The following is a 23,001-nucleotide window of genomic DNA, read 5'->3' as shown; positions in this document are numbered from 1 at the left end:
TTGGGGGGGGGGGGGGCGCCCCCCCCCCCCCCGCCGGGGGGGGGCCGGCCCCGGGGGGGGGGGGGGGGCCGCGCCCCCCCCCGCTCCCACAGGGACCGCACCGGCCTTGAGCAATGTGTAGCACCTTACATTCAGGTAACAGTCTTTTACCGATTACCCAGGTTTTCCCCTGCCCGCCTTTGCCTATCCTATGCCCGGTCATCCTGCCTGCGATGGACCCATGAAACACTCTCTACCCAGCCGTTATGCCTGCCTCGCACTCTGCCTCGTGTTCACCTTCGCCAGCCTGCCGTTACTGCCCCAGCATGCCTGGCTGTGGCCACTGACGCTGATCACTGCATTGCTCAGCCTGGTCGGCCTCAATGACCTGCGCCAGGGCCACCACGCCGTGCGCCGCAACTACCCGATCCTGGGCAACATTCGCTACCTGATCGAAACCATCCGCCCGGAAATCCGCCAGTACCTGATCGAGGGCGACGACGACAAGCTGCCCTTCTCCCGCTCGCAACGCTCGCTGGTGTACGCCCGCGCCAAGAACGAAAGCGCCGAGAAAGCGTTCGGCACGCTTAACGACGCCTACAAGCCCGGCTTCGAGTTCATCAGCCATTCGATGTTGCCGGTGGCCACGCCAGACCCGGCCTCGTTTCGCATTGCCATCGGCGGGCCGCAATGCCGCCTGCCCTACTCGGCCTCGATCTTCAACATCTCCGCCATGAGCTTTGGTGCACTCAGCGCCAACGCCATTGCAGCGCTCAACCGTGGGGCGCGCATGGGCCGGTTTGCCCATGACACCGGCGAAGGCAGCATCAGCCCATACCACCGCGAACATGGCGGTGACCTGATCTGGGAAATCGGCAGCGGCTACTTCGGCTGCCGCACCGAAAACGGCCAGTTCGACCCGCAGCGCTTCGCCGAACAGGCGCGCTCGCCACAGGTGAAGATGATCGAAATCAAGCTCAGCCAAGGTGCCAAGCCTGGTCATGGCGGCATTCTGCCGGGGCACAAGGTCAGCGCCGAAATTGCCGAAACCCGTGGCGTGCGGGTAGGCGAAGACTGCATCTCACCCGCGGCACACAGCGCCTTCCGCACGCCAGTCGAGTTGCTGCAGTTCGTTGCCAGCCTGCGCGAGCTGTCGGGCGGCAAGCCGGTGGGTTTCAAGTTCTGCCTGGGCCACCCGTGGGAGTTCATGGGCATCGCCAAGGCCATGCTGGCCACCGGCATCACCCCGGACTTCATTGTTGTTGATGGCAAGGAAGGGGGTACCGGCGCGGCACCTCGCGAGTTCAGCGACAACATGGGCGTGCCCATGCGCGAAGGCCTTATGTTCGTGCACAACACCCTGGTCGGCCTGAACCTGCGCAGCAGCATTCGCATTGGTGCTGCCGGCAAGATCGTCAGCGCGTTCGATATCGCCAGCGTATTGGCCATCGGCGCGGACTGGGTGAACTCGGCACGCGGCTTCATGTTCGCCATTGGCTGCATCCAGTCGCAAAGCTGCCACACCAACAAGTGCCCGACCGGCGTGGCCACGCAAGACCCGTTGCGCCAGCGCGCCCTGGTGGTGCCGGACAAGGCCGAGCGGGTCGCCAGCTTCCACCGCAACACACTGCATGCGCTGGCCGAAATGCTGGCGGCTGCGGGCCTGGAACACCCATCGCAGCTCAAGCCCAAGCACTTGGCGCGGCGTATCAGCCCCAGCGAGATTGGCTTGTTTTCGGATTTGCACACGTTCCTCAAGCCCGGCGAGTTGCTCAGTGGCTCGATTGAAAGCGAGTTTTATGCGCGGATGTGGCGGATGGCGCGTAGTGACAGCTTTGCGCCGGAGACTGGGGACATTACGGTAAAGACAGTGACATCAGCTGTTCGCCTGCGACAGGCTGAACCAGCATGACAATCAGAGCTGGGGCCGCGCTGCGGCCCCAGGCTTTCATGCAAACATCTGCGGATCAGAAGATGCTGATCGGGTACTCGACGAATACGCGGACTTCGTTGCCGTCGTCGTTGTAACCGTTCTGCTGCACGGCGTTGTTGGTACGCACGAACGAGCTACGCAGCTTGATGGACAGGTCCTTGGCCGGGCCGTCCTGCACCACGTAACGGATCTGGTTGAAGATCTCGCGCTCTTTACCTTCGCCGAAGCCCTGTGGGTTGGCGACGTTGCGGGTGTTGATGTTGTCACCCACCACGTAGGCCAGCTTGTAGGTCAGGCCCGGGATGCCGTAGGCACCGAAGTCCAGACCGTAGCCCAGCTGCCAGGAGCGCTCGTCTTCGGCGTTGAAGTCGGACCAGTACGAGTTGGCCAGGTAGATGGTCGAACCACCGTCACCCACGCCACCGGCGTTCTGGTAGAAGCCGTAGTTGTAACCGGTGCTGCCGGTGCTGCGCTGGTGTGCGACGGTGAACGAGTGCGCACCGTACGCGTAAGTGGCAGCCAGGCTCCAGATGGTGTTGGAGTCGCCGTTCAGGCCGGCAGCCTGGACGTACTGTTTGTCGATGTCCGACTTGTAGCCGTTGAAGTCCAGGGTCAGCGACTGGTCGCTGGCGATCGGGAAGACGTAGTTCAAGCCCAGGTAGTGCTTCTTCATCACGTCTTCGTTGTCGGCGGTGTACAGCGAAGCAGTGAAGTTGTCGGTGAACTTGTAGCTACCACCGAAGACGTTGATCGACTTCAGGCCACCACCGTCACGGCGCTCGGCACTTTTGCGTGCTTCCTGGGTGAAGCGACCGGCGTTCAGTTCCAGGCCCTGGATCTCTTTGGAAGTGATCAGGGTACCGGTGAAGCTTTCTGGCAGCAGACGCGCGTCGTCGTATTGCAGCACTGGCAGGGCCGGCATCTGGTCACCGTACTTCAGCACGGTGTTGGAAATGCGGAACTTGACCGCTGCACCGGCGCGGGCCAGGTTGTGCGGCGAGCTGGCGTTGCCTTCGGCATTGGTGGTTTCGTGCGGCTTGAAGAAGTCGACGCCGCCACCACCGTTGTGGCCTTTGCCGCCATCAAGGCGAACAGCGTACAGGCCGAATGCATCGACGCCGACGCCAACGGTGCCCTGGGTGAAACCGGAGGAGAAGTTGCCGATGAACGCCTGGCCCCATTCGATCTGGTCGTCGGTGCCGTGCTTCTTGTCGCGGTTGATGTACGCGTTACGCAGCAGAACGTTGGCGTGGCTGTCTTCGATAAAGCCCTTGCTGTCGGCCTGGTCATTGGCCTGTGCCTGGGTCGCGGCGATCATCGCCAGGGCGACCAGGCTGATCCTGGTTTTCAACATGTTGTTTTCCTTATTTCTTAATCAAAAACGCTCTGCAATATGACGCCAGGAACCAACGCCCCTTCGTAGGTTCGACGCTATGCGGATCCAGCCGGGTGGGCCTACCGGTATATAAACGGTGGCCCTTGGCAGCAGCTTGGCCAAGGTCATGGCCAGCAGGCGTTGGCCGAATCCTAGCCGTGTGCGATTACAAATGTCAAAAACTCGTGAAATGCAGGTTGATATAACCAAAATCACGGGCAGGTCTGGTGCATTTTCACGCCAGCCTGCGCTATCAGCGGGCAATTTATCTTGTGTCGGAAATGGCTGTTGATCGAACGGACAAGTTCCCGGAAGCCTGAAAACGCGTGACGGCGGAGCCTGTTACAAACAGACACATATGTAAAGACAAGCCTTTACAAATACCCGAGCAAGAGTAAATAGCAAGCATTACCATTCGCACCTCTTTTTCACCTGCCCGGTCCGGATGTGCCCATGCTTGTACCCTGCCGCCTCTCCCCCCTCACGCTTGGCCTGTCGCTGTTGTTCAGCGCCAGCCTGGCCAGTGCCGCCACCACCACGCTGCCCGAGTCGTCGGTTACCGCCGACAGCGAGCGCGAGAAAGACAACCCACGGGTAAAGGAGGTGAGCACCGCCACCCGCACCTCGACGCCTGTACGCTACGTGCCGCAGGCCATCGACACGGTGAAAACAGCCAACGTACTGGACTACGGCAGCAACACGCTGGGCAAGGCGCTGGAGGGTATTCCCAACGTCAGCAGTGGCGCCGACACCCGTTTCGACAGCGTGCGTATTCGCGGTTTCGAGGCCAGCAACGACTTCTACCTGGACGGCATTCGCGATGACAGCCAGTACATCCGCGACCTGCATAACATCGAGCGGGTTGAGGTGTTGAAGGGGCCTGCTGCGGTGCTGTATGGCCGTGGCAGCCAGGGCGGTATCGTCAACCGGGTCAGCAAGGCACCGGAGCAGGGCCGACGTTCAAGCATCGAAGCACAGGCCGGTAGCGAAGACCTGCGCAGCCTGTATGCCGACCTTAGCGCCGACCCTAGCGATACTGTCAGCCTGCGCCTGAACATGGGCAACCAGGACAACAACAGCTTCCGCGACGGCATCGACGGCAGCCGGCAGTTGTTCGCCCCGTCGGTCAGCTGGCAGATCAACCCTGACCTGAACTGGCTGGTGCAGTACGAATACAGCCGCTACAACCGCACGCCAGACCGTGGCATACCCGGGGCCAACGGCCGCCCGGCCGACGTCAGCCGCAGCACCACCTATGGCGACCAGCGCGACTACATCGATGACCGCGCACAGTCCCTGCGCTCGCGCCTGAACTACCAGCTGAATGAAACCTGGCAACTGCGCCACACCTTGGGCCTGTTCAAGCTCGACAGCGAGTTCGACAACACCTATGTCACGGGCTACAACGCCGGCACCAACACCTTGACCCGCCAGCGCTGGCAGCAAGACCTGAACACCCGCAACCTGTCCAACAACCTGGAGGCCGAGGGCGACTTCGACACACTGGGCCTTGAGCACAAGCTGCTGGTGGGCCTGGAGTTCGCCAACCAGAAGCGTGACCCGGTGCTGTACAGCGCCGGTAGCCAGAGCCTGTCAGGCCTGGGCAAGCCCAGCCGGCCGCACACTGGTACGTTGGCGGTATCGAGCAACAACCACACCGTGGTCGACAGCCGCGGCGTTTATCTGCAGGACCAGATCCGCCTCAACGATCAATGGCAGATTCTCGCCGGCGTGCGCTTCGACCAGTTTGAAGTGGAAACCACCAACAAAGAAGGCGTGCGCGAAAAGCAGGACAGCAACAGCACCAGCCCACGTCTGGGCGTGGTCTACACCCCATGGCGCGACCATTCGTTCTACGCCTCGTGGAGCAAGACCTTCTCGCCGGTGGGCGGTGGCCTGATCGGCATTACCCCGGGCGCACCGGGCAACAGCAATAAAACCGACCCGGAACAGACCCGGCAAAAGGAAATCGGGGTGAAAAGCGACTGGCTCGACCAGCGCCTGACCACCACCCTCGCCATCTACGAGCTGGAGCTGTACAACCGCCGCACGCGCGACCCGGTCGACCCGAACATCATCCTGCTCAGCGGCTTGCAACGTTCGCGCGGGATTGAGCTGACCGCCACCGGTAACATCGTTGGCAACTGGTATGTACGCGGCGGCATCGGCCTGCAGGATGCGATTATCGTCAAGGACAACAACGGCCAGGAAGGCAACCGCATCAACGATGTGGCCAAGCGCAATGGCAGCCTGTTCGTAACCTGGAAGCCGGAGCTGGGCTGGTATGCCGAAACCGGCCTGACGCTGGTGGGTGAGCGTTACGCGGACAACCAGAACACCACGGTGTTGCCGGGCTATGGCCGTTGGGATGCGTTGGCGGGGTACCGCACCCATGACTGGGATGTGCGGGCGGCGTTGAGCAACATTGCCGACAAGACCTATTACAGTTCAGCGACCAGTGCAGCGCAGATCATGGTAGGCGACCCGCGTAGCCTGGTGGTGACGGGTAGCTACAGCTTCTGATTTTTGTTGACTGCACCGGCCCTTTCGCGGGCGCGCCCGCTCCCACAGGATCACCACATGCCTCGAAACCTGTGAAACACCTGTGGGAGCGGGCATGCCCGCGAAGAGGCCGGTACAGGTTTAAATGATCAATCAGTGCCACACCGCCATCAGCGCCTGCATTTCTGCTTCGCTGATCAGCCCTTGGGGGTAGCGCCCGGCAAGCAGACGTCGTGGGTCGGTCGTCCTGACCCTGATGCTTCCATGGTGTTTCAACCACTTCGCCACAACCTTGAGCGATTGGTGATTCACTGCCGATGGGCGCAATGCCGACTCACTTGCTGCGTTCATTTCTACACGTACTCCTGGCCCGTGAGCGGCAAATTTACGTAAGTATTGTTACAGATCCGAGAGCACGGCCTGGCCGAGCTATCTGTTTAGCTAACTGCCTGAAAAACAATACAAAACGTATGCCACCCCAGCCTCCGGCCATCGCCCGAAAAAAAAAGGCCCGTCACATGACGGGCCTTCTTCATCCGGTACGCGTTCAGCGCTTGACCGGCGCCGGCTGCTGCTGGGTCAGGCAGTGGATGTTGCCACCACCCAGCAACAGTTCACGGCCAGGGATCATCACCACCTCGTGGTCGGGGAAGATCTTCGCCAGGATCGCTCTGGCTTCGGCATCTGCCGGGTCATCGAAGCTTGGCGCAATGATGCCGCCGTTGACGATAAGGAAGTTCACGTACGAACCGGCCAGGCGCACCGACGGGTCACGCTCCTGGCTACCAGCCACCTGATCGACGCCGGCACACTCTTCTGCAGTGGCAAACAGCGGCCCCGGGATCGGCATTTTATGCACGATGAACTCACGACCCTTGGCGTCGCGGGTGTTCTTCAACACCTCCATGGCCGCATGGCAACGCGCATAGTTGGGGTCGTTGGAATCATCGGTCCAGGCCAGTAACACTTCACCCGGGCGCACGTAACAGCAGAAGTTGTCGACATGGCCGTCGGTTTCGTCGTTGTACAGGCCATCGGGCAGCCACACCACAGTGTCGACCGCCAGCTGATCGCGCAGCACGGCTTCAATCTGCTCGCGGCTCAGGTGTGGGTTGCGATTGCGGTTGAGCAGGCATTCCTCGGTGGTGATCACGGTGCCTTCGCCGTCCACGTGGATCGAGCCGCCCTCCAGCACGAAGCCTTCGGTGTGGTAGCGCTGGCAGCGCTCCATTTCCAGTACCTTGGCTGCCAGCTCCTCGTCGCGGTTCCAGGGGGCGTACAGGCCGCCATCGAAGCCGCCCCAGGCATTGAAGCCCCAGTCCACGCCACGCACTTCACCCTGGTCGTTGATGACGAAGGTCGGGCCGGTATCGCGCACCCAGGCGTCATCGTTGCTGATTTCAACCACACGAATGTTCGGCTGGTCGAGTTGGCGACGGGCGTTTTCGTACTGGCCGGCGGAGGCCGCAACGGTCACGGGTTCGAAGCGGGCAATGGCTTTGGCCAGGGTGACGTGGGCAGCCTGCGCCGGCTTGCCGCCCAGGCGCCAGTTGTCCGGGCGCTCCGGCCAGACCATCCATACCTGGGTTTGCGGGGCCCACTCGGCGGGCATGTGGAAACCATCGGCACGGGGCGTGGAATTGAGGGTTTTCATGGGTGACCTCTGTGATGGCCCTGAGCCGGAGTGCGCTGGGGCGTTTGCCAATTTATAACCGATATATATCTGTATTTAAAGTCCATAAGTCGGAACCAATGGGGCAATTATCCTATTTTTAATCGATAACAATCCGCCAACGGCTGCCCCTGTCTGGTGCCGATGATAGCCTGACGTCTACCATAGCCATACCTTATGCATCCTGTTACAGCTCCCAGCGGAAAATTCCCGCGGGGCCGACTAGGGTCAATACTTAGGCAATGGGCCAGCGAGCCACCATGAACATCATCCCTACCGAAATCCCTGAAGTACTGATCATCGAGCCAAAGGTTTTCGGCGACAGCCGTGGCTTTTTCTTCGAGGCATTCAACGCGCGCGAGTTCGCCCGGCAAACCGGCGTGCAAACCGAGTTCGTCCAGGACAACCACTCCCGCTCCATCAAGGGCGTGCTGCGCGGGCTGCATTTCCAGGTGCAGAACACCCAGGGCAAGCTGGTGCGCGTGGTGCACGGGGAAATCCGTGATATCGCCGTGGATGTACGCAAAAGCTCGCCAACCTTCGGCCAATGGGTCGCGGTGCACCTGTCGGCCGACAACCGTCGCCAACTGTGGATTCCCCCAGGCTTCGCCCATGGTTTTGCCGTGATGAGCGACTCGGCCGAGTTCCTCTACAAGACCACCGACTACTACAACCCGTGCGCCGATCGCTGCATTCGCTGGGACGACCCGCAATTGGCGATTGACTGGGGGCTGCAGCAGCCACCGCTGCTGTCGGACAAGGACAAGGTCGGCCTGCCACTGTCAGAGTCGGAACTGCTGCCGTAACTAGCGCATAATTGCGTCAGACTTTTCTGGCGCATTTACGCGATGATTGCAAAACCCACGCCCCCACGCCGTCCCCGCTGGCGCAGCCTGGCCTTGCTGGCCCTGTGCCTGGCCCCGTTACTGTGGCCCCTGCACCACCTGGCCGAGCGCTACTACCAGGATGAGCTGGCCTCGCAAAACCGCCAGACCCTCGACCTGTACGTCGCCAACCTGCTCGGCACCCTGCACCGCTACGAAACCTTGCCACAGATCCTCGGCGACCTGCCGGCGCTACGTGGCGTGCTGGCCGACCCGTTCCGCCTTGAAGCGGTGACCAACGCCAACCGCCTGCTCAAGGACATCGTGCAGCAGACCGGCGCCGAGGTGATGTACCTGATGGACATCAGCGGCAACACCCTGGCCGCCTCCAACTGGGACAAGCACGACAGCTTCGTCGGCCGCAACTTCGCCTTCCGTCCCTACTTCAACGAAGCCATGGCTGGCCACCTGGGCCGCTTCTTCGGCCAGGGCACCACCTCGGCCAAGCGCGGCTACTTCTTTGCCGCAGCCGTGCGCGACCGCGAGCGGGTTGTCGGCGTGCTGGTGGTAAAGGTCGACCTCGACCACACGGAAACGCTCTGGGGTCGTACCCCCGAGCAGCTGCTGCTGACCGATCACAATGGTGTGGTCATCCTCACCTCGCGGCCCGACTGGCGCTTCCGGGCTACCCGTACGCTGACCGAAGCCGAGCGCCAAGCCATCATCGCCATCCAGCCCTACCCGACTCAAGCGCCGCAGCCACTGGTGCTCAACCCGGACGCCTGGCTCACCCAGACCCGCGACATCAAGGAAACCGGCTGGCAAGTCAGCATCCTCGCCCCGCGCATGCTGGTCGACCGTTCAGTGCAAACGGTGATGGCCATCGGCGCCGGTACCTTGCTGGTGCTGATGCTGCTGGCCGGCCTGGTGATGCAGCGGCGGCGCCACTACATCGACCGTATCGACTTCGAGGCCCGCGGCCGCCAGGAGCTGGAAAAGCGCGTGGCCCAGCGTACCGCCGACCTTGAAGGCCTGAATACCCGGCTGAAGAATGCCGTGCTGGAACGCGAGAATGCCCAGCAGGAGGCCGTGCGTGCCCAGGACGAACTGGTGCAGGCCGGCAAACTGTCGGTACTCGGCACCATGTCGGCCAGCATCAGCCACGAGCTCAACCAGCCGCTGGCAGCCATCCGCAGCTATGCGGAAAACGCCGAAATCCTGCTCGACCACCAACGCACGGAAGACGCCCGCGGCAACCTCAAGCTGATCGGCGAACTGACCGGGCGCATGGCCTCGATCATCGCTCACTTGCGCGCCTTCGCCCGCCGCGACCGGCATGCCCCGGAAAGCGTGGCCCTGCAGCCGGCCCTGGACGATGCCCTGGCGCTGCTGGCCAAGCGCCGCCGAGCGATGGCCGTGGAGCTGATCCGCGACCTGCCAGAAGCCACTTTGTGGGTACAAGCAGGTGAAACCCGCCTGCGCCAGGTGCTGGGCAACCTGCTGGCCAATGCCCTCGACGCCCTCACCGAAAAAGCCAACCCGCGCCGCCTGTGGTTAAGTGCCGAGCGGCGCGATGACTGCGTCTACCTGTACATCCGCGACAACGGCCCCGGCTTCAGCCGCCAGGCCCTGGAGCACGCCAAGGAGCCGTTCTTCACCACCAAGACCCGCACCCAAGGCCTGGGCCTGGGCCTGGCCATCTGTGAAAGCCTGATGCGGGCCCTGGGCGGCGAATTGCTGCTGGCCAACCACCCGGAAGGTGGCGCGCTGCTGACCCTGCAACTGCGTGTGGCCGCACCTGGCGCTACGTTGCCCAATTCGGAGGACCTCTCGGCATGACCACCGAGACACTGATCGACAGCCAAGCCCAGGTCATCCTGGTAGACGATGACCCGCACCTGCGCCAGGCGCTGAGCCAGACCCTAGACCTGGCCGGGCTCAAGGTGGTCGCCCTGGCCGACGCCCAAGGCCTGGCCGAGCGCATCGAGGCCGACTGGCCTGGCGTGGTGGTCAGCGACATCCGCATGCCCGGTATCGACGGGTTGCAGCTGCTGGAACAACTGCATGCCCGCGACAGCGAGCTGCCGGTGCTGCTGATCACCGGCCATGGCGATGTACCGCTGGCGGTGCAGGCGATGCGTGCCGGGGCTTATGACTTTTTGGAAAAACCGTTCGCCACCGACGCCCTGCTCGACAGCGTGCGCCGTGCCCTGGCCCTGCGCCGCCTGGTGCTCGACAACCGCAGCTTGCGCCTGGCGCTGAGCGACCGCCAGCAACTGGCCACCCGCCTAGTGGGACATTCGCCGTCCATGCAGCGCCTGCGCGAGCAGATCGGGGCGTTGGCCGGTACCCGCGCCGATGTGCTGATCCTGGGTGAAACGGGCGCCGGTAAGGAGGTAGTGGCCCGAGCACTGCACGATCTGTCCAGCCGTCGCGATGGGCCGTTCGTGGCGATCAACGCGGGCGCGCTGGCCGAGTCGGTGGTCGAGAGCGAACTGTTTGGCCATGAGCCCGGTGCGTTCACCGGCGCCCAGAAACGCCGCATCGGCAAGTTCGAATTTGCCAATGGCGGCACGCTGTTCCTCGATGAAATCGAGAGCATGAGCCTGGATGTGCAGGTGAAGCTGCTGCGCATGCTGCAGGAGCGAGTAGTCGAGCGACTGGGTGGCAACCAGCTGATCCCGCTGGATATACGCATTATTGCTGCGACCAAGGAAGACCTGCGCCAGTCCGCCGACCAGGGGCGCTTCCGTGCCGACCTGTATTACCGCCTGAACGTGGCACCGCTGCGCATTCCGCCACTGCGCGAACGGGGCGATGACATATTGGTGCTGTTCCAGCACTTTACCGACGCCGCCAGCCAGCGCCATGGCTTGCCCCCCCACACCCTGCAACCGGCCCAGCGCGCCGTGCTGCTGCGCCATGACTGGCCGGGCAACGTACGCGAACTGCAAAATGCTGCCGAGCGCTTTGCCCTTGGCCTGGAACTGGCCCTGGATGGCCAGGCGCCCCCGACGGCAGTGGCCGCGGCACCGGTACTGAGCGGCAACCTCAGCGAGCAGGTCGAGCAGTTCGAGCGCTCACTGATCGCTGCCGAACTGGCCCAGCCACACAGCTCCATGCGCAGCCTGGCCGAGGCGCTGGGCATCCCCCGCAAAACCCTGCACGACAAGCTGCGCAAGCACAGCTTGAGCTTCGAAGGCGGCAGTGGCGGGCACGACGACAACGAGGACAACCGTTGATGAGCACCGATAGCCAGTACTTGCAGTGCGTACTGCACAGCGACATCCCACTGACCCGCGAAATGGGCCTGGAAGTGCTCGATTGGCAGCAGCACACCCTGCGCCTGCAACTGCCGCTGGCAGCCAACGTCAACCACAAGAGCACCATGTTCGGCGGCAGCCTGTACTGCGCAGCCGTGCTGGTGGGCTGGGGCTGGCTGCACCTGCGCCTGCGTGAGCTGGGGATAGACGACGGGCATATCGTCATCCAGGAGGGGCAGATCAGTTACCCGTTGCCGGTTACCGGCGCCGCAGTGGCGCGCTGCGCGGCGCCGGATGAGAAAACCTGGGAGCGGTTCGTGACGATGTACCAACGCCGCGGGCGGGCGCGGTTGACGTTGGCAACCACGGTGAGCAATGCCGCAAGTGACGAGCCTGCCGTCACCTTCAGCGGCCAGTACGTGCTGCACCGCTGATACCGAAGGCTATCGCGATCCCTGTGGGAGCGGGCGCGCCCGCGAAGCAAGCAACGCGGTGTATGGCACCGGCTCCGCCGGTGTTCGCGGGCTCGCCCGCTCCCACAGAGTACTGTGACGCCTGTCAGATCAGTTTCAGGAAGGCCTGGCGCCAGGCAGCATTGGCCGGCAATGCCAGGAAATACGGGTTGAGCAACGACTCCCGCGCCGGGTACCGGAACGGCAAGCCGTCCAGCCCGATCACCTCGCCACCAGCCCCTTCCACCACCCCCTGCGCCGCAGCAGTGTCCCACTGCGAAGTCGGCGCCAGGCGCGGATAGCAATCGGCACTGCCCTCAGCCAACAGGCAGAACTTCAGCGAACTGCCAATATTGGCCAGCTCCAGTTCGCCCACCGCAGCCCCCAGCCCGGCCAACAGCGCCTCCTGCTTCGGGCTGGAATGCCGCCGGCTGGCGACTACCGTGAACCGCTCGCCCACCGGTGGCGCATTGCGTACCTGGATCGGCTGGGCTGCCTCATCGGCCTCTGCTCGCCAGGCCCCGAAGCCGCGCCCGCCGAAGTAACAGCGCCCGTTGGTCGGCATGGACACCACGCCAAACACCACTTCGCCGTTTTCAACCAGGGCAATGTTGACCGTGAACTCCTCACTGCCAGCGATAAAATCCTTGGTACCGTCCAGCGGGTCCACCAGCCACCAGCGGCTCCAGCCCTGACGCTCGGCCAGCGCAATGTTGCAGTCCTCTTCGGACAACACCGGAATGTGCGGGGCCAGCGCCAGCAGGCCATCGGCAATTACCCGGTGCGCAGCCAGATCAGCGGCGGTAACCGGCGAATCGTCAGCCTTGTTGGTGACAGCCACATCGGCACGCCAGAACGGCAGGATCGCCTTGCCCGCCGTCAGCGCCAGCTTCACCACTTCATGCATCAGTTGCAGGTCGCTCATAGCTCCAGCAGCCCCCGCTGGATCAGCAGGTCACGCGCCAGGTACAGCGCCGCCAGGGCGCGCCCCTCGGTGAACTGCGGGTGCATGGCCAATGCCGACAGCTCGCGCAGGTTGACCTTGTCGACCCCCATCGGCTCTGGCTCATCGCCTTCCAGGCGTTCTTCGTACAGGTCGCTGGCCAGCACCACCTGGATCTTCTGGCTCATGTAGCCCGGCGACAGCGACAGCTCGGTCAGGTGCTCCAGCTGACGTGCGCCAAAACCGGCTTCTTCCTTGAGCTCCCGGTCAGCCGCCGCCAGCACATCCTCGCCCGGCTCGATCAGGCCTTTGGGCAACGACAGCTCGTACTCATCGGTGCCGCCGCAGTATTCCTCCACCAGCACAGCGTGCTCGGCGTCGAGCATGGCCACAATCATCACCGCACCGTAGCCGTTACCCCGGCCCACCAGGCGCTCGTAGGTACGCTCATTGCCATTGCTGAAGCGCAATTGCACGGCTTCGACGCGAAACAGGCGGCTGCTGGCGACGATTTCGCGACTGAGGACGGTGGGTTTCTGGCGCATGGGGCGGCTCCTTGGCGTGAACGGGTTACTATACCGTGGCTTGCCGACTGAACGAGAGTTTCCCATGCCTGTTCTTCCCTGGTCTGCCATCGATACCGTCCTGCTGGACATGGACGGCACCCTGCTTGACCTGCATTACGACAACCGCTTCTGGCTGGAGCACCTGCCCCAGCGCTATGCCGAGCTGCACGGGGTAAGCCGGGCCATGGCGGAAATGGAGCTGCAGCCGTTGTTCGAGCGCAATGCCGGCACACTGAACTGGTATTGCCTGGACTTCTGGAGCCGCGAGTTACGCCTGCCAATCCGCGAGCTGAAGCAGGAAATCGCCGACCTGATAGCCCTGCGGCCGGATGCCGATACCTTTCTGGCGGCAATCCGCAAGGCGGGCAAACGGGTGGTGATGATTACCAACGCGCATCGTGATTCGCTGTCGTTGAAGCTGGAGCGGGTAGAGCTGGCGCCGTATTTCGAACGGCTGATCAGCTCGCACGACTATGGCTACCCCAAGGAAAGCCCGCAGTTCTGGGATGCCTTGCAGGCGGATATCGGCTTTGAGCCGGGGCGCAGCCTGTTTATCGATGACACCCTGGCGATACTGCGCAGTGCGCGGCGATTTGGTGTGGGGCATCTGTTGGCGGTGCGCCAGCCGGATAGCCAGGCCGGCCCGCGGGATACTGAGGAATTTGCGGCGGTCGAGGATTACCGGGATTTGTTGGTTGGCCTGTAAGGGCCCTTTCGCGGGTAAACCCGCTCCCACAGGGATCGCGCACAGTTCAGGCCTGTAGGTGATCCTGTGGGAGCGGGTTTATCCGCGAATGGGCCGGCACTGGCAGCAGAGATTACTCAGGAATACGCAGCACCTGCCCCGGATAGATCTTGTCCGGGTGCTTGAGCATCGGTTTGTTGGCCTCGAAGATCTTGTTGAACTGGTTGGCATCCTTGTAAACCACCAAAGAGATGGCCGACAGGGTGTCGCCCTTCTTCACGGTAACGAACCTTGCCGCCGCCACCACCGGCCCGGTCACGGTGATCTGGTCCTCGACACTCGCCACACCGTTGATGTTACCCGCCGCCAAAATGATCTTCTCCTTCTCTTCCTGGCTGGCCACCTCGCCCTTGAGGATGATCTTGTCACCCTCTACAGTGGCGGAGATATTCGGGTTACCTAGGCCGACACTTTCCACGTGCTTCTTCAACTGCTCTTCGGCATTGGCATTACCGGGGGTCAGCAGGTCGATCAACTTCTCGCCCGCTTCCTTCACAAAACTGAACAAGCTCATAGCGCTCTCCTTGTTGACGAAACCTCGGACACAGCAGTCTAGGCCAGCTTTTCCCCTCCTGCCCCTGTGCGACCAATCGACGCGGTCTATCAAGGCATAGACCCTAGCGATTAGACGCCGCCGGCCCGCGAGCCTAGGCTTGTGCTATCAGAAAGCCGCCGGTATCCAGCGCCCCCGATGAACAGCAAACCTCCGGTCTGCGCGGCCTCATCGCCCTTGTCCATGCCCGCCGCCAGCAACACCTACGATTACGTCCAGCTCAGCGATGGCCAACGCGACAGCACGCCGCTGGCCGAGGAAGTGGCCTTGGCCATTGCCTACAACGGCCTCAACCAGGCAGTGATGCTGGTGAGCCCCACCGACCTCGAAGACTTCGCCGTCGGTTTCAGCGTCGGCAGTGGCATTGTCGAAGGCACGGCCGAAATCTATGACCTCAAGCTCTCCGGCAGCGGCTCGGCGATGTATGCAGACCTGGAAATTTCCAGCCGCGCTTTCTGGAACCTGAAAAACCAGCGCCGCCAACTGGCCGGTACCAGTGGGTGCGGCCTGTGCGGGGTCGAAGCGCTGGAGCAGGCCCTGCCGGAGCTGGCCGAGCTGCCGGGCGCCCCGCTGCCACCGGCGCAATGGCTGGTCGGCCTGCGCGAGCGCATCGATGCCTTCCAGCCGCTGGGCCAGCATTGCGGGGCCGTGCATGCGGCGCTGTTCATGGACCGCCATGGCCAGTTGCTGCTCGGCCGCGAAGACATTGGCCGGCACAACGCCCTCGACAAGCTGATCGGCGCCCTGCTGCGCCAAGGTATCGACAGCGCCGGAGGCCTGGCCATCGTTACCAGCCGCTGCAGCCTGGAACTGATCCAGAAAGTACTGCGTGCCGGCATCCAGACCCTGGTCAGCCTGTCGGCACCCACCGGCCTCGCCCTGCAATGGGCGCGCAAGCACAACCTCAACCTCATCCACTTGCCCAAGCACAGCGCACCGCGGGTCTATAGCCCAGCGGCGGAGTCTTAACAGCCGTGACCTCGTACCAGCACCTTCCAGACAACGCACCAGCCTCCACCCCTCGCTACAAGCCCTACCACGGCCCAGCCGGTGGTTGGGGCGCGCTGCGCAGCGTGGCCAAGGCCTGGGTCGGTAGCGACAACGCGCTGAAGAACATTCGCGCCCTGCTCAAGACCAACCAGAACGGCGGCTTCGACTGCCCCGGCTGTGCCTGGGGTGACTCGCCGGAAAGCGGCATGGTCAAGTTCTGCGAGAACGGCGCCAAGGCGGTGAACTGGGAAGCCACCAAGCGCCGTGTCGATGCGGCCTTTTTCGCCCGCTACAGCGTCACCGCGCTGCTGCAACAGAGCGATTACTGGCTGGAGTACCAGGGGCGCCTGACCGAGCCGATGGTCTACGACGCGGCCAACGACCGCTATCAGCCGATCAGCTGGGACGCCGCCTTCGCCCTGATCGGTCGCGAGCTGAACAAACTGGCCACGCCTGACCAGGCCGAGTTCTATACCTCAGGGCGGGCCAGCAACGAAGCCGCATACCTGTATCAGCTGTTCGTGCGCGCCTACGGCACCAACAACTTCCCCGACTGCTCGAACATGTGCCACGAGGCCAGTGGCGTGGCGCTGGGGCAAAGCGTCGGGGTCGGCAAAGGCACCGTCACCTTTGACGACTTCGAGCATGCCGACGCGATTTTCGTCTGGGGCCAGAACCCCGGCACCAACCACCCACGCATGCTCGACCCGCTGCGCGATGCGGTGAAGCGAGGCGCCCAGGTGGTGTGCATCAACCCGCTGAAGGAGCGGGGCCTGGAACGCTTCCAGCACCCGCAAAACCCGCTGGAGATGCTGACCAACAGTGACCGGCCGACCAACACTGCATTCTTCCGCCCGGCCCTGGGCGGCGACATGGCAATGCTGCGCGGCATGGCCAAGTTCGTCCTGCAGTGGGAACGCGAGGCCCAGGCCAACGGCGAACCGGCCGTGTTCGACCACGCGTTCATCGCCGAACATGGGCATGGCGTCGACGAATACCTGGCAGTGGTGGATGCCACGCCGTGGGAACATATCCAGGCCCAATCCGGCCTGGCGCTGGCTGATATCGAACTGGCCGCGCGCATGTATTGCCGCGGCAAGCGGGTAATCATGTGCTGGGCGATGGGCATCACCCAGCATCGCCACTCGGTGCCGACCATCCAGGAAATCGTCAACCTGCAGATGCTACGCGGCAATATCGGCGCGCCAGGCGCCGGCCTGTGCCCAGTGCGTGGGCACAGCAACGTGCAGGGTGACCGCACCATGGGCATCAACGAGCGCCCACCGGTAGCCTTGCTGGATGCCATCGAGAAACGCTTTGGCTTCCCCGTGCCGCGGCACAACGGCCACAACACTGTCGAAGCGATCCACGCCATGCTCGATGGCCGGTCCAAGGTATTCATCGGCCTGGGCGGCAACTTCGCCCAAGCCACACCAGACACCGAGCGTACCGCCCAGGCGCTGCGCAACTGCGAGCTGACCGTGCACATCAGCACCAAGCTCAACCGCAGCCACCTGGTGCATGGCAAGCAGGCGCTGATCCTGCCGTGCCTGGGCCGCACCGATATCGACCTGCAAGCTGACGGGCCACAAGCCGTAACGGTGGAAGACTCGTTCAGCATGGTGCATGCATCCAACGGCCAGCTTAAGCCACTGTCGAGGCAGATGCGCTCCGAACCGGCAGTAGTGGCCGGTATCGCTGCTGCCACCCTGGGCAAGCAACCGGTGGACTGGCACTGGCTGGTGGCCGACTACGACCGCATTCGCGACCTGATTGGCGACACCATTGCCGGCTTCAGCGGTTTCAACCAGCGCTTGCAGCACCCGGGCGGTTTCTACCTGGGCAACAGCGCCGCCAGCCGCGAATGGAAGACCGCTACCGGCCGCGCCAACTTCAAGGCCAACCTGCTGCCGGATACCTTGCTGGATGAACGTGTGCGCGCCAGCGGCCAACTGCCAGACCTCATCATGCAGTCGATGCGCTCGCATGATCAGTACAACACCACCATCTACGGCCTGGATGACCGCTACCGCGGCGTGCGCGGCCAGCGCGAGGTGCTGTTCGCCAACGAAGCCGACATCATCCGCCTGGGCTTCCAGCCGGGGCAGAAGGTGGACATCGTTTCGTTGTGGGGCGATGAGCATGTACGCCGGGTGCACGGTTTCACGCTGCTGGCGTTCGATATTCCGGCAGGCCAGGCCGCGGCTTACTACCCTGAAGTGAACCCGCTGGTGCCGCTGGAGAGCATCGGTGATGGCAGCCACACGCCGACATCCAAGTTCATTGCCATCAAGCTGGAGCGGGCGCGGGACGACGGGCGTATTCTGTAGGAATTGTGTTGGGCTTTTCGCGGGCTTGCCCGCTCCCACAGGGACCGTGCAAGGTTCAAATCCTGTGCCGTACCTGTGGGAGCGGGCATGCCCGCGAAGAGGCCGGCAGCCTCAGCGCAAAAACGAAAAAAGCCCTGTTCCGCAACGGTTCAGGGCTTTGTCATAAAGGTCTCAGACAGCCCAAAATCGATTAAGTTTCACAGTAAATACAGTAACTTAGAGAATTGTGTACAACTCGTGTTACTCGTCGGATTTCGTTTGCCAGCCACGCTGCTTAGCCTCAAATTCGCCTCGTCATCCCTATGAGGCTCTGTTGATGAAGAAGTACTCCTCGATTCTGTTGTTGTCTTTCAGCTTGCTCAGCGGCGTGGCCATGGCAGGCGGCACCACCGAGGCCGGCATTGGCGGCGCATTGGGTGGGGTACTGGGCTCGGTAGTGGGCAACTCCATCGGTGGTAGCACTGGCGGCGCCATTGGTGCCGGCCTGGGCGGCGCGGCCGGCGGTGCCTTGGGCGCCGACAAGCGCCAGCGCGGGGAGGCCGCAATTGGCGGTGCGCTGGGCGCTGCAGGCGGTAACGTGGTCGGCCGCTCGGTGGGCGGCACCACCGGTAGCTATATCGGTGCAGCAGCCGGCGGTGGTGCCGGTGGTGCGCTGGGTAACTACATGGGCAACAAGGCCGACGAAGACGAGCGCCATGACGACCGTCGCTACCGTCGTGGCTACGACGACCGTCGCCACTACGACCGTGGCCACCATTACGGCCACCGCAAGCACAAGCGCCACTGGCGCCACTAATGCCTGAGGCCTCTGCCCCGGCAATAAAAGCCCCGCCCCTGCAAGCGGGGCTTTTTTATGCCTGTTGCGCCACTACCAGGCCAGACAGGATCACCTGCAGCGCCTCTGGCAGTGTAACTGGCCGGCCACTGGCGCGCTCGATGAACACCTGCACCACCCCACCTGCCGCGCACGCTTCCTGCTCGCCCGGGCGAAACAGCGCCAGGCGGTACTCCACCGTGCTGCCCGCCAGGCGCGTTACCCCCAACCCTACTTCGAGCACATCGGGGAACCCCGGCAACGCGTAAAAATCCGCAGCCGAACTGACCACGAAAGCCGCAAGCGGGCCGTCACGCAGGTCAACCTCTGCCTGTTCCACCAGGAAGGCATGAATAGCGGTTTCGAAAAAACCATGCACCGTGGCACCCGCGATATGGCCGTTGACGTCGTTGTCCGAAGGGCGGGTGAGGATGGGGTGGAAGTGGGAGAAGGTAGTGCGCTGAGGGGATTCAGTCATGAGTTATCCACAATTGGTTGCAATCGATAAGGAAGCTTCCCACAACAAGTTCGGAAGGCCTATAGTCGCAATCAACTATAGATTGCATAGCATGGTCAGTCCCGATGAACCCGAGAAATACACCCATGCCAACTCATCATCTCGACCATGCCAACCTGAGCCGTATGGCGGAATCAGGGCGCATCAACGCTACACACATCGTCGGTCAGCCAGGGGGCTGGGCGGTTCAGGTAGATATCAACCAGCAGGAACATGTACTCACCGCCCAGCGCAGCGGTAACGTCAGGCTTTTCAAGAAGCTTGAGACCCTGGTGGCTTACCTGCTGGATCTGGGAATCGACCATTTCCAGGTCGATGCATCCACTTTCGACCCTGGGCAGATGAGTACTTACCATCGTCCTGACCGCGCCCACGCATTGAAGCGGGCTCATGAAGCAGCTGCCTATGAGGCTTGGTTCCAAGGGCAGATTACCGCGAGCCTGGAAGACACAGCGCCAGTAGTGGACGATGAGGAGGCCGAACGACTGTTTGCTGCTCGTCGTGCCACGCTGGCTACCAAGATACGTTGATGCGGCTGACGTGGCGCCAGATGGCGCTCGAAGACCGCATGCGCATCATGAATCATATCGCTCAGGAAAACCCTGCAGCGGCAATCGAGCTGGACGAAACCTTCGGGGACAAAGCCAGGCGCGCAGCACAGAATCCGGCCCTCTACAAAGTGGGTAGATACCCAGGAACCAGGGAAATCGTAGTCAGGCCCAATTATGTGATGATCTACCGCGTCGTAGATAACCGTGTCGAGATCATCCGCATTCTGCACGCCCGCCAGCAATGGCCTTGAACACCAGATACAAAAAAGCCGCCCATGAGGGCGGCTTTCCTGTTGCGGCCGGCTCAGCTTACAGCTGTGGGCCAGCAGCCTTGATGGCGTCGGAAACTTCGAACTTCTTGAAGTTTTCGATGAACAGCTTGGCCAGGCCTTTGGCGGCCTCGTCGTAGGCAGCTTTGTCAGCCCAGTTGGTGCGCGGGTTGAGCAGCTCGGTTTCAACGCCCGGAACGGCTTTTGGCACGTCCAGGTTGATGATGTCCAGGTGCTCGGTTTCGGCACCGACCAGCGCGCCGCTCTGGATCGCAGCGATCACGGCACGGGTAGTCGGGATGCTGAAGCGCTTGCCAACGCCGTAGCCACCGCCGGTCCAGCCGGTGTTGACCAGGTAAACCTTGGAGTTGAAACCGTTGATGCGCTTGATCAGCAGCTCCGCGTACTCGCCAGCCGGGCGCGGGAAGAACGGTGCGCCGAAGCAGGTGGAGAAGGTCGACTTGATGCCGCCGCCCGAACCCATTTCGGTAGAACCGACCAGCGCGGTGTAGCCGGACAGGAAGTGGTAGGCCGCCTGCTCGTTGTTCAGGATCGACACCGGAGGCAGAACACCCGTCAGGTCGCAGGTCAGGAAGATGACTGCGTTAGGCTCGCCGCCCAGGTTCGCTTCGGAACGCTTGGCAACGTGCTCCAGCGGGTAGGCCGCACGGCTGTTCTGGGTCAGGCTGACATCGGTGTAGTCGGCGTGCTTGTTGGCGTCGAGAACGACGTTTTCCAGCACTGCGCCGTGCTTGATGGCTTTCCAGATGACCGGCTCGTTCTTCTCGGACAGGTCGATGCACTTGGCGTAGCAACCGCCTTCCATGTTGAAGACAACACCTTCGCCCCAACCGTGCTCGTCGTCACCGATCAGGTAACGGCTTTCGTCGGCCGACAAGGTGGTCTTGCCAGTGCCGGACAGGCCGAAGAACAGGGTTACATCGCCTTCTTCGCCGATGTTGGCCGCGCAGTGCATTGGCAGTACGTCGGCAGCCGGCAGCAGGAAGTTCTGTACCGAGAACATGGCTTTTTTCATTTCGCCAGCGTAACGCATGCCTGCGATCAGCACTTTCTTGGCGGCGAAGTTGATGATCACGCAACCATCGGAGTTGGTGCCGTCACGCTCAGGCTCGCACACGAAGTTGGCAACGTTGAGAATCTGCCACTCGCCACGGCCAGCCGGGTTGAACTGCTCCGGGTTGATGAACAGGCAACGACCGAACAGGTTCTGCCAGGCAGTCTGGGTGGTCATCTTCACCGGCAGGTAGTGGTCGGCGGCCGCCCCTACGTGAACGTAGGAAACGAAGTGATCCTGGGCGTTGTTGAACGCCTCGACGCGGTCCCACAGGGCATCGAACTTGTCGGCCGGGAACTTGCGGTTGATCGGGCCCCAGGAAATCGCGTCCTGGGTGGAAGGTTCTTCGACGATGAAACGGTCAGCCGGCGAACGGCCAGTACGGTGACCGGTCTCTACGACCAGTGCGCCAGTATCGGCTAGTACGCCTTCACCGCGTTGCAGCGCTTCTTTTACCAGCTCATCGACGCTCAGGTCGGTGTACACGGTGTTGTTGGCTTGCGTCATGAGATACCCCATCCGGCCCGAGGCCGAGTGCTCCAAACGTTTTGTAGTTGTCTTGAAAAAACTACTACAGCGAAAAAAGTGGCCGGATTATGCCAGAAACGCCCAAAAAAAGTAGGCCCCTCCTGTCGTAACCGCGCTTTTGCGCAATTAGACAGGAGATTATCCTGTGATTAACCGTTTCAGTGGCGAGTTTCTGAGGCCGCGTCAGTGCCGCCACCGGCAAACAGTTGTGCCACATCACTGGCATCGAACAGATAGCGCTCGTTACAGAACTGGCAATCGACTTCCACTTGCCCGCCACATTCCTCAACCAGCACCTTGGCGTCAGCCTCGCCCAGGCTGACCAGCGCATTGCCCGAGCGCTCGCGCGAGCAGCTGCAGTGGAAACGCAAAGGCTCGATATCGAACAGGCGCACGGCATCCTCATGGTAGAGGCGGTGCAGCAGGGTTTCGTTGTCCAGCGCCCATTCTTCAAGCTTCAGCGTCTTGGCCAGGGCCACGACGTGCTGCCAGCTTTCTTCGCGCTCCTCATCGTCAGGCTGGCGATCACGCGGCAGCTGCTGCAGCAACAGGCCACGCGCCTTGCCGCTGGAGGTGTCGAGCCAGAAGCGGGTATTGAGCTGCTGCGACTGTACGAAGTAGTTGGTGAAGCATTCAGACAGGTTGGCACCATCAAGGTCGACGGTCCCCTGGTAGCGCTGGCCCTTGACCGGGTCGATGGTCAGGGTCAGGTGGCCGCCGGGCATCAGCTGCTCCAGGGTGGCATCGGCCGGGATCTGCTCGGCTTCATAACGGGCCATGCCGCGGATGTCACGCTCACCGGAGCATTCGACCATCAGCAAAGGGATTGGCCCGGCCGAACGCGCCTGCAGAATCAACAGGCCATCGAACTTCAGCGCGCCGACCAGCAAGGCGGTGGCGGCCATCAGCTCGCCGAGCAGCGCCTGCACCGGCTGCGGGTATTCATGACGCGCCAGCACCGCGGCGTAGCTGTCGTCGAGAGACACCCACTCGCCGCGCACATCGCGCTCGTCGAAGATGAAACGTTGGGTGAAATCGGTATCAGGCAAATCGCTCATAGGTTTTGGCTATCTAAAAATGATGACAAAATGATTACAAGGGTTATCGAAAAACTGCGAGA

The 23,001-nt window shown here is 62.4% G+C and carries 21 protein-coding genes; 12 read left to right on the top strand and 9 right to left on the bottom strand.

Going from position 1 to position 23,001, the window contains the following annotated elements; all coding sequences use genetic code 11:
- Positions 1-220 precede the first annotated feature (220 nt).
- The gene (locus tag ACIQUI_RS00575) at positions 221-1,891 is read left to right on the top strand and encodes an FMN-binding glutamate synthase family protein (protein WP_403194121.1); all 1,671 of its coding nucleotides are present in this window, start codon (positions 221-223) and stop codon (positions 1,889-1,891) included.
- A 55-nt stretch (positions 1,892-1,946) separates the two neighbouring features.
- Here the strand turns inward: ACIQUI_RS00575 and ACIQUI_RS00570 are convergent, their stop codons facing one another.
- Positions 1,947-3,266: an OprD family porin gene (locus tag ACIQUI_RS00570; RefSeq protein ID WP_403194118.1), complete on the bottom strand. Its 1,320-nt coding sequence runs from the start codon at positions 3,264-3,266 to the stop codon at positions 1,947-1,949.
- A gap of 474 nt (positions 3,267-3,740) precedes the next feature.
- On the opposite strand from ACIQUI_RS00570, the gene ACIQUI_RS00565 reads away from it, so the two are divergent.
- Positions 3,741-5,810: a TonB-dependent receptor gene (locus ACIQUI_RS00565; protein WP_403194116.1), complete on the top strand. Its 2,070-nt coding sequence runs from the start codon at positions 3,741-3,743 to the stop codon at positions 5,808-5,810.
- 132 nt (positions 5,811-5,942) lie between these two features.
- Here ACIQUI_RS00565 and ACIQUI_RS00560 read toward each other — a convergent pair whose 3' ends face one another.
- Complete coding sequence (locus ACIQUI_RS00560; protein WP_026034717.1) at positions 5,943-6,140, bottom strand: hypothetical protein; 198 nt, start codon at positions 6,138-6,140, stop codon at positions 5,943-5,945.
- A gap of 196 nt (positions 6,141-6,336) precedes the next feature.
- The gene (gene aguA / locus ACIQUI_RS00555) at positions 6,337-7,443 is read right to left on the bottom strand and encodes an agmatine deiminase (protein ID WP_403194113.1); all 1,107 of its coding nucleotides are present in this window, start codon (positions 7,441-7,443) and stop codon (positions 6,337-6,339) included.
- 278 nt (positions 7,444-7,721) lie between these two features.
- Here aguA and rfbC point away from each other — a divergent pair, with 278 nt between their 5' ends.
- The 4 genes from rfbC to ACIQUI_RS00535 are packed head-to-tail and all read left to right on the top strand — an operon-like array spanning position 7,722 to position 11,982.
- The gene (gene rfbC, locus ACIQUI_RS00550) at positions 7,722-8,267 is read left to right on the top strand and encodes a dTDP-4-dehydrorhamnose 3,5-epimerase (RefSeq protein ID WP_403194110.1); all 546 of its coding nucleotides are present in this window, start codon (positions 7,722-7,724) and stop codon (positions 8,265-8,267) included.
- A 42-nt stretch (positions 8,268-8,309) separates the two neighbouring features.
- Positions 8,310-10,124 carry an ATP-binding protein gene (locus ACIQUI_RS00545; protein WP_403194108.1) on the top strand — a complete coding sequence of 605 codons (1,815 nt, stop codon included), beginning with the start codon at positions 8,310-8,312 and terminating at the stop codon, positions 10,122-10,124.
- Complete coding sequence (locus ACIQUI_RS00540; RefSeq protein ID WP_403194105.1) at positions 10,121-11,527, top strand: sigma-54-dependent transcriptional regulator; 1,407 nt, start codon at positions 10,121-10,123, stop codon at positions 11,525-11,527. The genes ACIQUI_RS00545 and ACIQUI_RS00540 overlap by 4 nt, the downstream gene beginning before the upstream one ends.
- Positions 11,527-11,982: a YiiD C-terminal domain-containing protein gene (locus ACIQUI_RS00535; RefSeq protein WP_403194104.1), complete on the top strand. Its 456-nt coding sequence runs from the start codon at positions 11,527-11,529 to the stop codon at positions 11,980-11,982. Before ACIQUI_RS00540 ends, ACIQUI_RS00535 begins: the two co-directional genes overlap by 1 nt.
- A 124-nt stretch (positions 11,983-12,106) precedes the next feature.
- Here the strand turns inward: ACIQUI_RS00535 and cysQ are convergent, their stop codons facing one another.
- Complete coding sequence (gene cysQ / locus ACIQUI_RS00530) at positions 12,107-12,925, bottom strand: 3'(2'),5'-bisphosphate nucleotidase CysQ (RefSeq protein WP_403194102.1); 819 nt, start codon at positions 12,923-12,925, stop codon at positions 12,107-12,109.
- Positions 12,922-13,488: an ADP compounds hydrolase NudE gene (gene nudE, locus ACIQUI_RS00525; RefSeq protein WP_391128453.1), complete on the bottom strand. Its 567-nt coding sequence runs from the start codon at positions 13,486-13,488 to the stop codon at positions 12,922-12,924. The genes cysQ and nudE overlap by 4 nt, the downstream gene beginning before the upstream one ends.
- 64 nt (positions 13,489-13,552) lie before the next feature.
- Here nudE and yrfG point away from each other — a divergent pair, with 64 nt between their 5' ends.
- Positions 13,553-14,215 carry a GMP/IMP nucleotidase gene (gene yrfG, locus ACIQUI_RS00520; protein WP_403194099.1) on the top strand — a complete coding sequence of 221 codons (663 nt, stop codon included), beginning with the start codon at positions 13,553-13,555 and terminating at the stop codon, positions 14,213-14,215.
- Positions 14,216-14,327: 112 nt separating this feature from the next.
- Here the strand turns inward: yrfG and lysM are convergent, their stop codons facing one another.
- Positions 14,328-14,768, bottom strand: a complete 441-nt coding sequence (gene lysM, locus ACIQUI_RS00515) for a peptidoglycan-binding protein LysM (RefSeq protein ID WP_403194094.1) — start codon at positions 14,766-14,768, stop codon at positions 14,328-14,330.
- A 177-nt stretch (positions 14,769-14,945) separates the two neighbouring features.
- Here lysM and fdhD point away from each other — a divergent pair, with 177 nt between their 5' ends.
- From fdhD to ACIQUI_RS00500, 3 genes are all read left to right on the top strand, one after another.
- The gene (fdhD, locus tag ACIQUI_RS00510) at positions 14,946-15,776 is read left to right on the top strand and encodes a formate dehydrogenase accessory sulfurtransferase FdhD (RefSeq protein WP_403194091.1); all 831 of its coding nucleotides are present in this window, start codon (positions 14,946-14,948) and stop codon (positions 15,774-15,776) included.
- 5 nt (positions 15,777-15,781) lie between these two features.
- Positions 15,782-18,127 (top strand): FdhF/YdeP family oxidoreductase, encoded by a 2,346-nt coding sequence (locus ACIQUI_RS00505; protein ID WP_403194088.1) that lies wholly within the window; start codon positions 15,782-15,784, stop codon positions 18,125-18,127.
- A 316-nt stretch (positions 18,128-18,443) separates the two neighbouring features.
- On the top strand, positions 18,444-18,923 hold the full coding sequence (locus ACIQUI_RS00500) for a glycine zipper domain-containing protein (RefSeq protein WP_403194086.1): 480 nt from the start codon (positions 18,444-18,446) through the stop codon (positions 18,921-18,923).
- Positions 18,924-18,978: 55 nt separating this feature from the next.
- Here ACIQUI_RS00500 and ACIQUI_RS00495 read toward each other — a convergent pair whose 3' ends face one another.
- Complete coding sequence (locus ACIQUI_RS00495) at positions 18,979-19,419, bottom strand: acyl-CoA thioesterase (RefSeq protein WP_403194083.1); 441 nt, start codon at positions 19,417-19,419, stop codon at positions 18,979-18,981.
- Positions 19,420-19,544: 125 nt separating this feature from the next.
- Between ACIQUI_RS00495 and ACIQUI_RS00490 the strand changes: the two genes are divergently transcribed.
- Both ACIQUI_RS00490 and ACIQUI_RS00485 read left to right on the top strand, forming a co-directional pair.
- Positions 19,545-19,988: a hypothetical protein gene (locus ACIQUI_RS00490; protein ID WP_403194080.1), complete on the top strand. Its 444-nt coding sequence runs from the start codon at positions 19,545-19,547 to the stop codon at positions 19,986-19,988.
- Positions 19,988-20,260 (top strand): type II toxin-antitoxin system RelE/ParE family toxin, encoded by a 273-nt coding sequence (locus ACIQUI_RS00485; RefSeq protein WP_403194077.1) that lies wholly within the window; start codon positions 19,988-19,990, stop codon positions 20,258-20,260. The genes ACIQUI_RS00490 and ACIQUI_RS00485 overlap by 1 nt, the downstream gene beginning before the upstream one ends.
- Before the next feature lie 58 nt (positions 20,261-20,318).
- On the opposite strand, the gene ACIQUI_RS00480 is transcribed toward ACIQUI_RS00485, so the two are convergent.
- A complete protein-coding gene (locus ACIQUI_RS00480) occupies positions 20,319-21,860 on the bottom strand; it encodes a phosphoenolpyruvate carboxykinase (RefSeq protein WP_403194074.1) in 1,542 nt (513 codons plus the stop codon).
- A 179-nt stretch (positions 21,861-22,039) separates the two neighbouring features.
- Positions 22,040-22,939: an Hsp33 family molecular chaperone HslO gene (gene hslO / locus ACIQUI_RS00475; protein WP_403194071.1), complete on the bottom strand. Its 900-nt coding sequence runs from the start codon at positions 22,937-22,939 to the stop codon at positions 22,040-22,042.
- Positions 22,940-23,001: the final 62 nt, after the last annotated feature.

It is taken from the genome of Pseudomonas sp. NPDC090592, assembly GCF_044769185.1.
Taxonomy (GTDB): Bacteria; Pseudomonadota; Gammaproteobacteria; order Pseudomonadales; family Pseudomonadaceae; genus Aquipseudomonas.
This window is presented reverse-complemented; position numbering and strand designations above follow the sequence as displayed.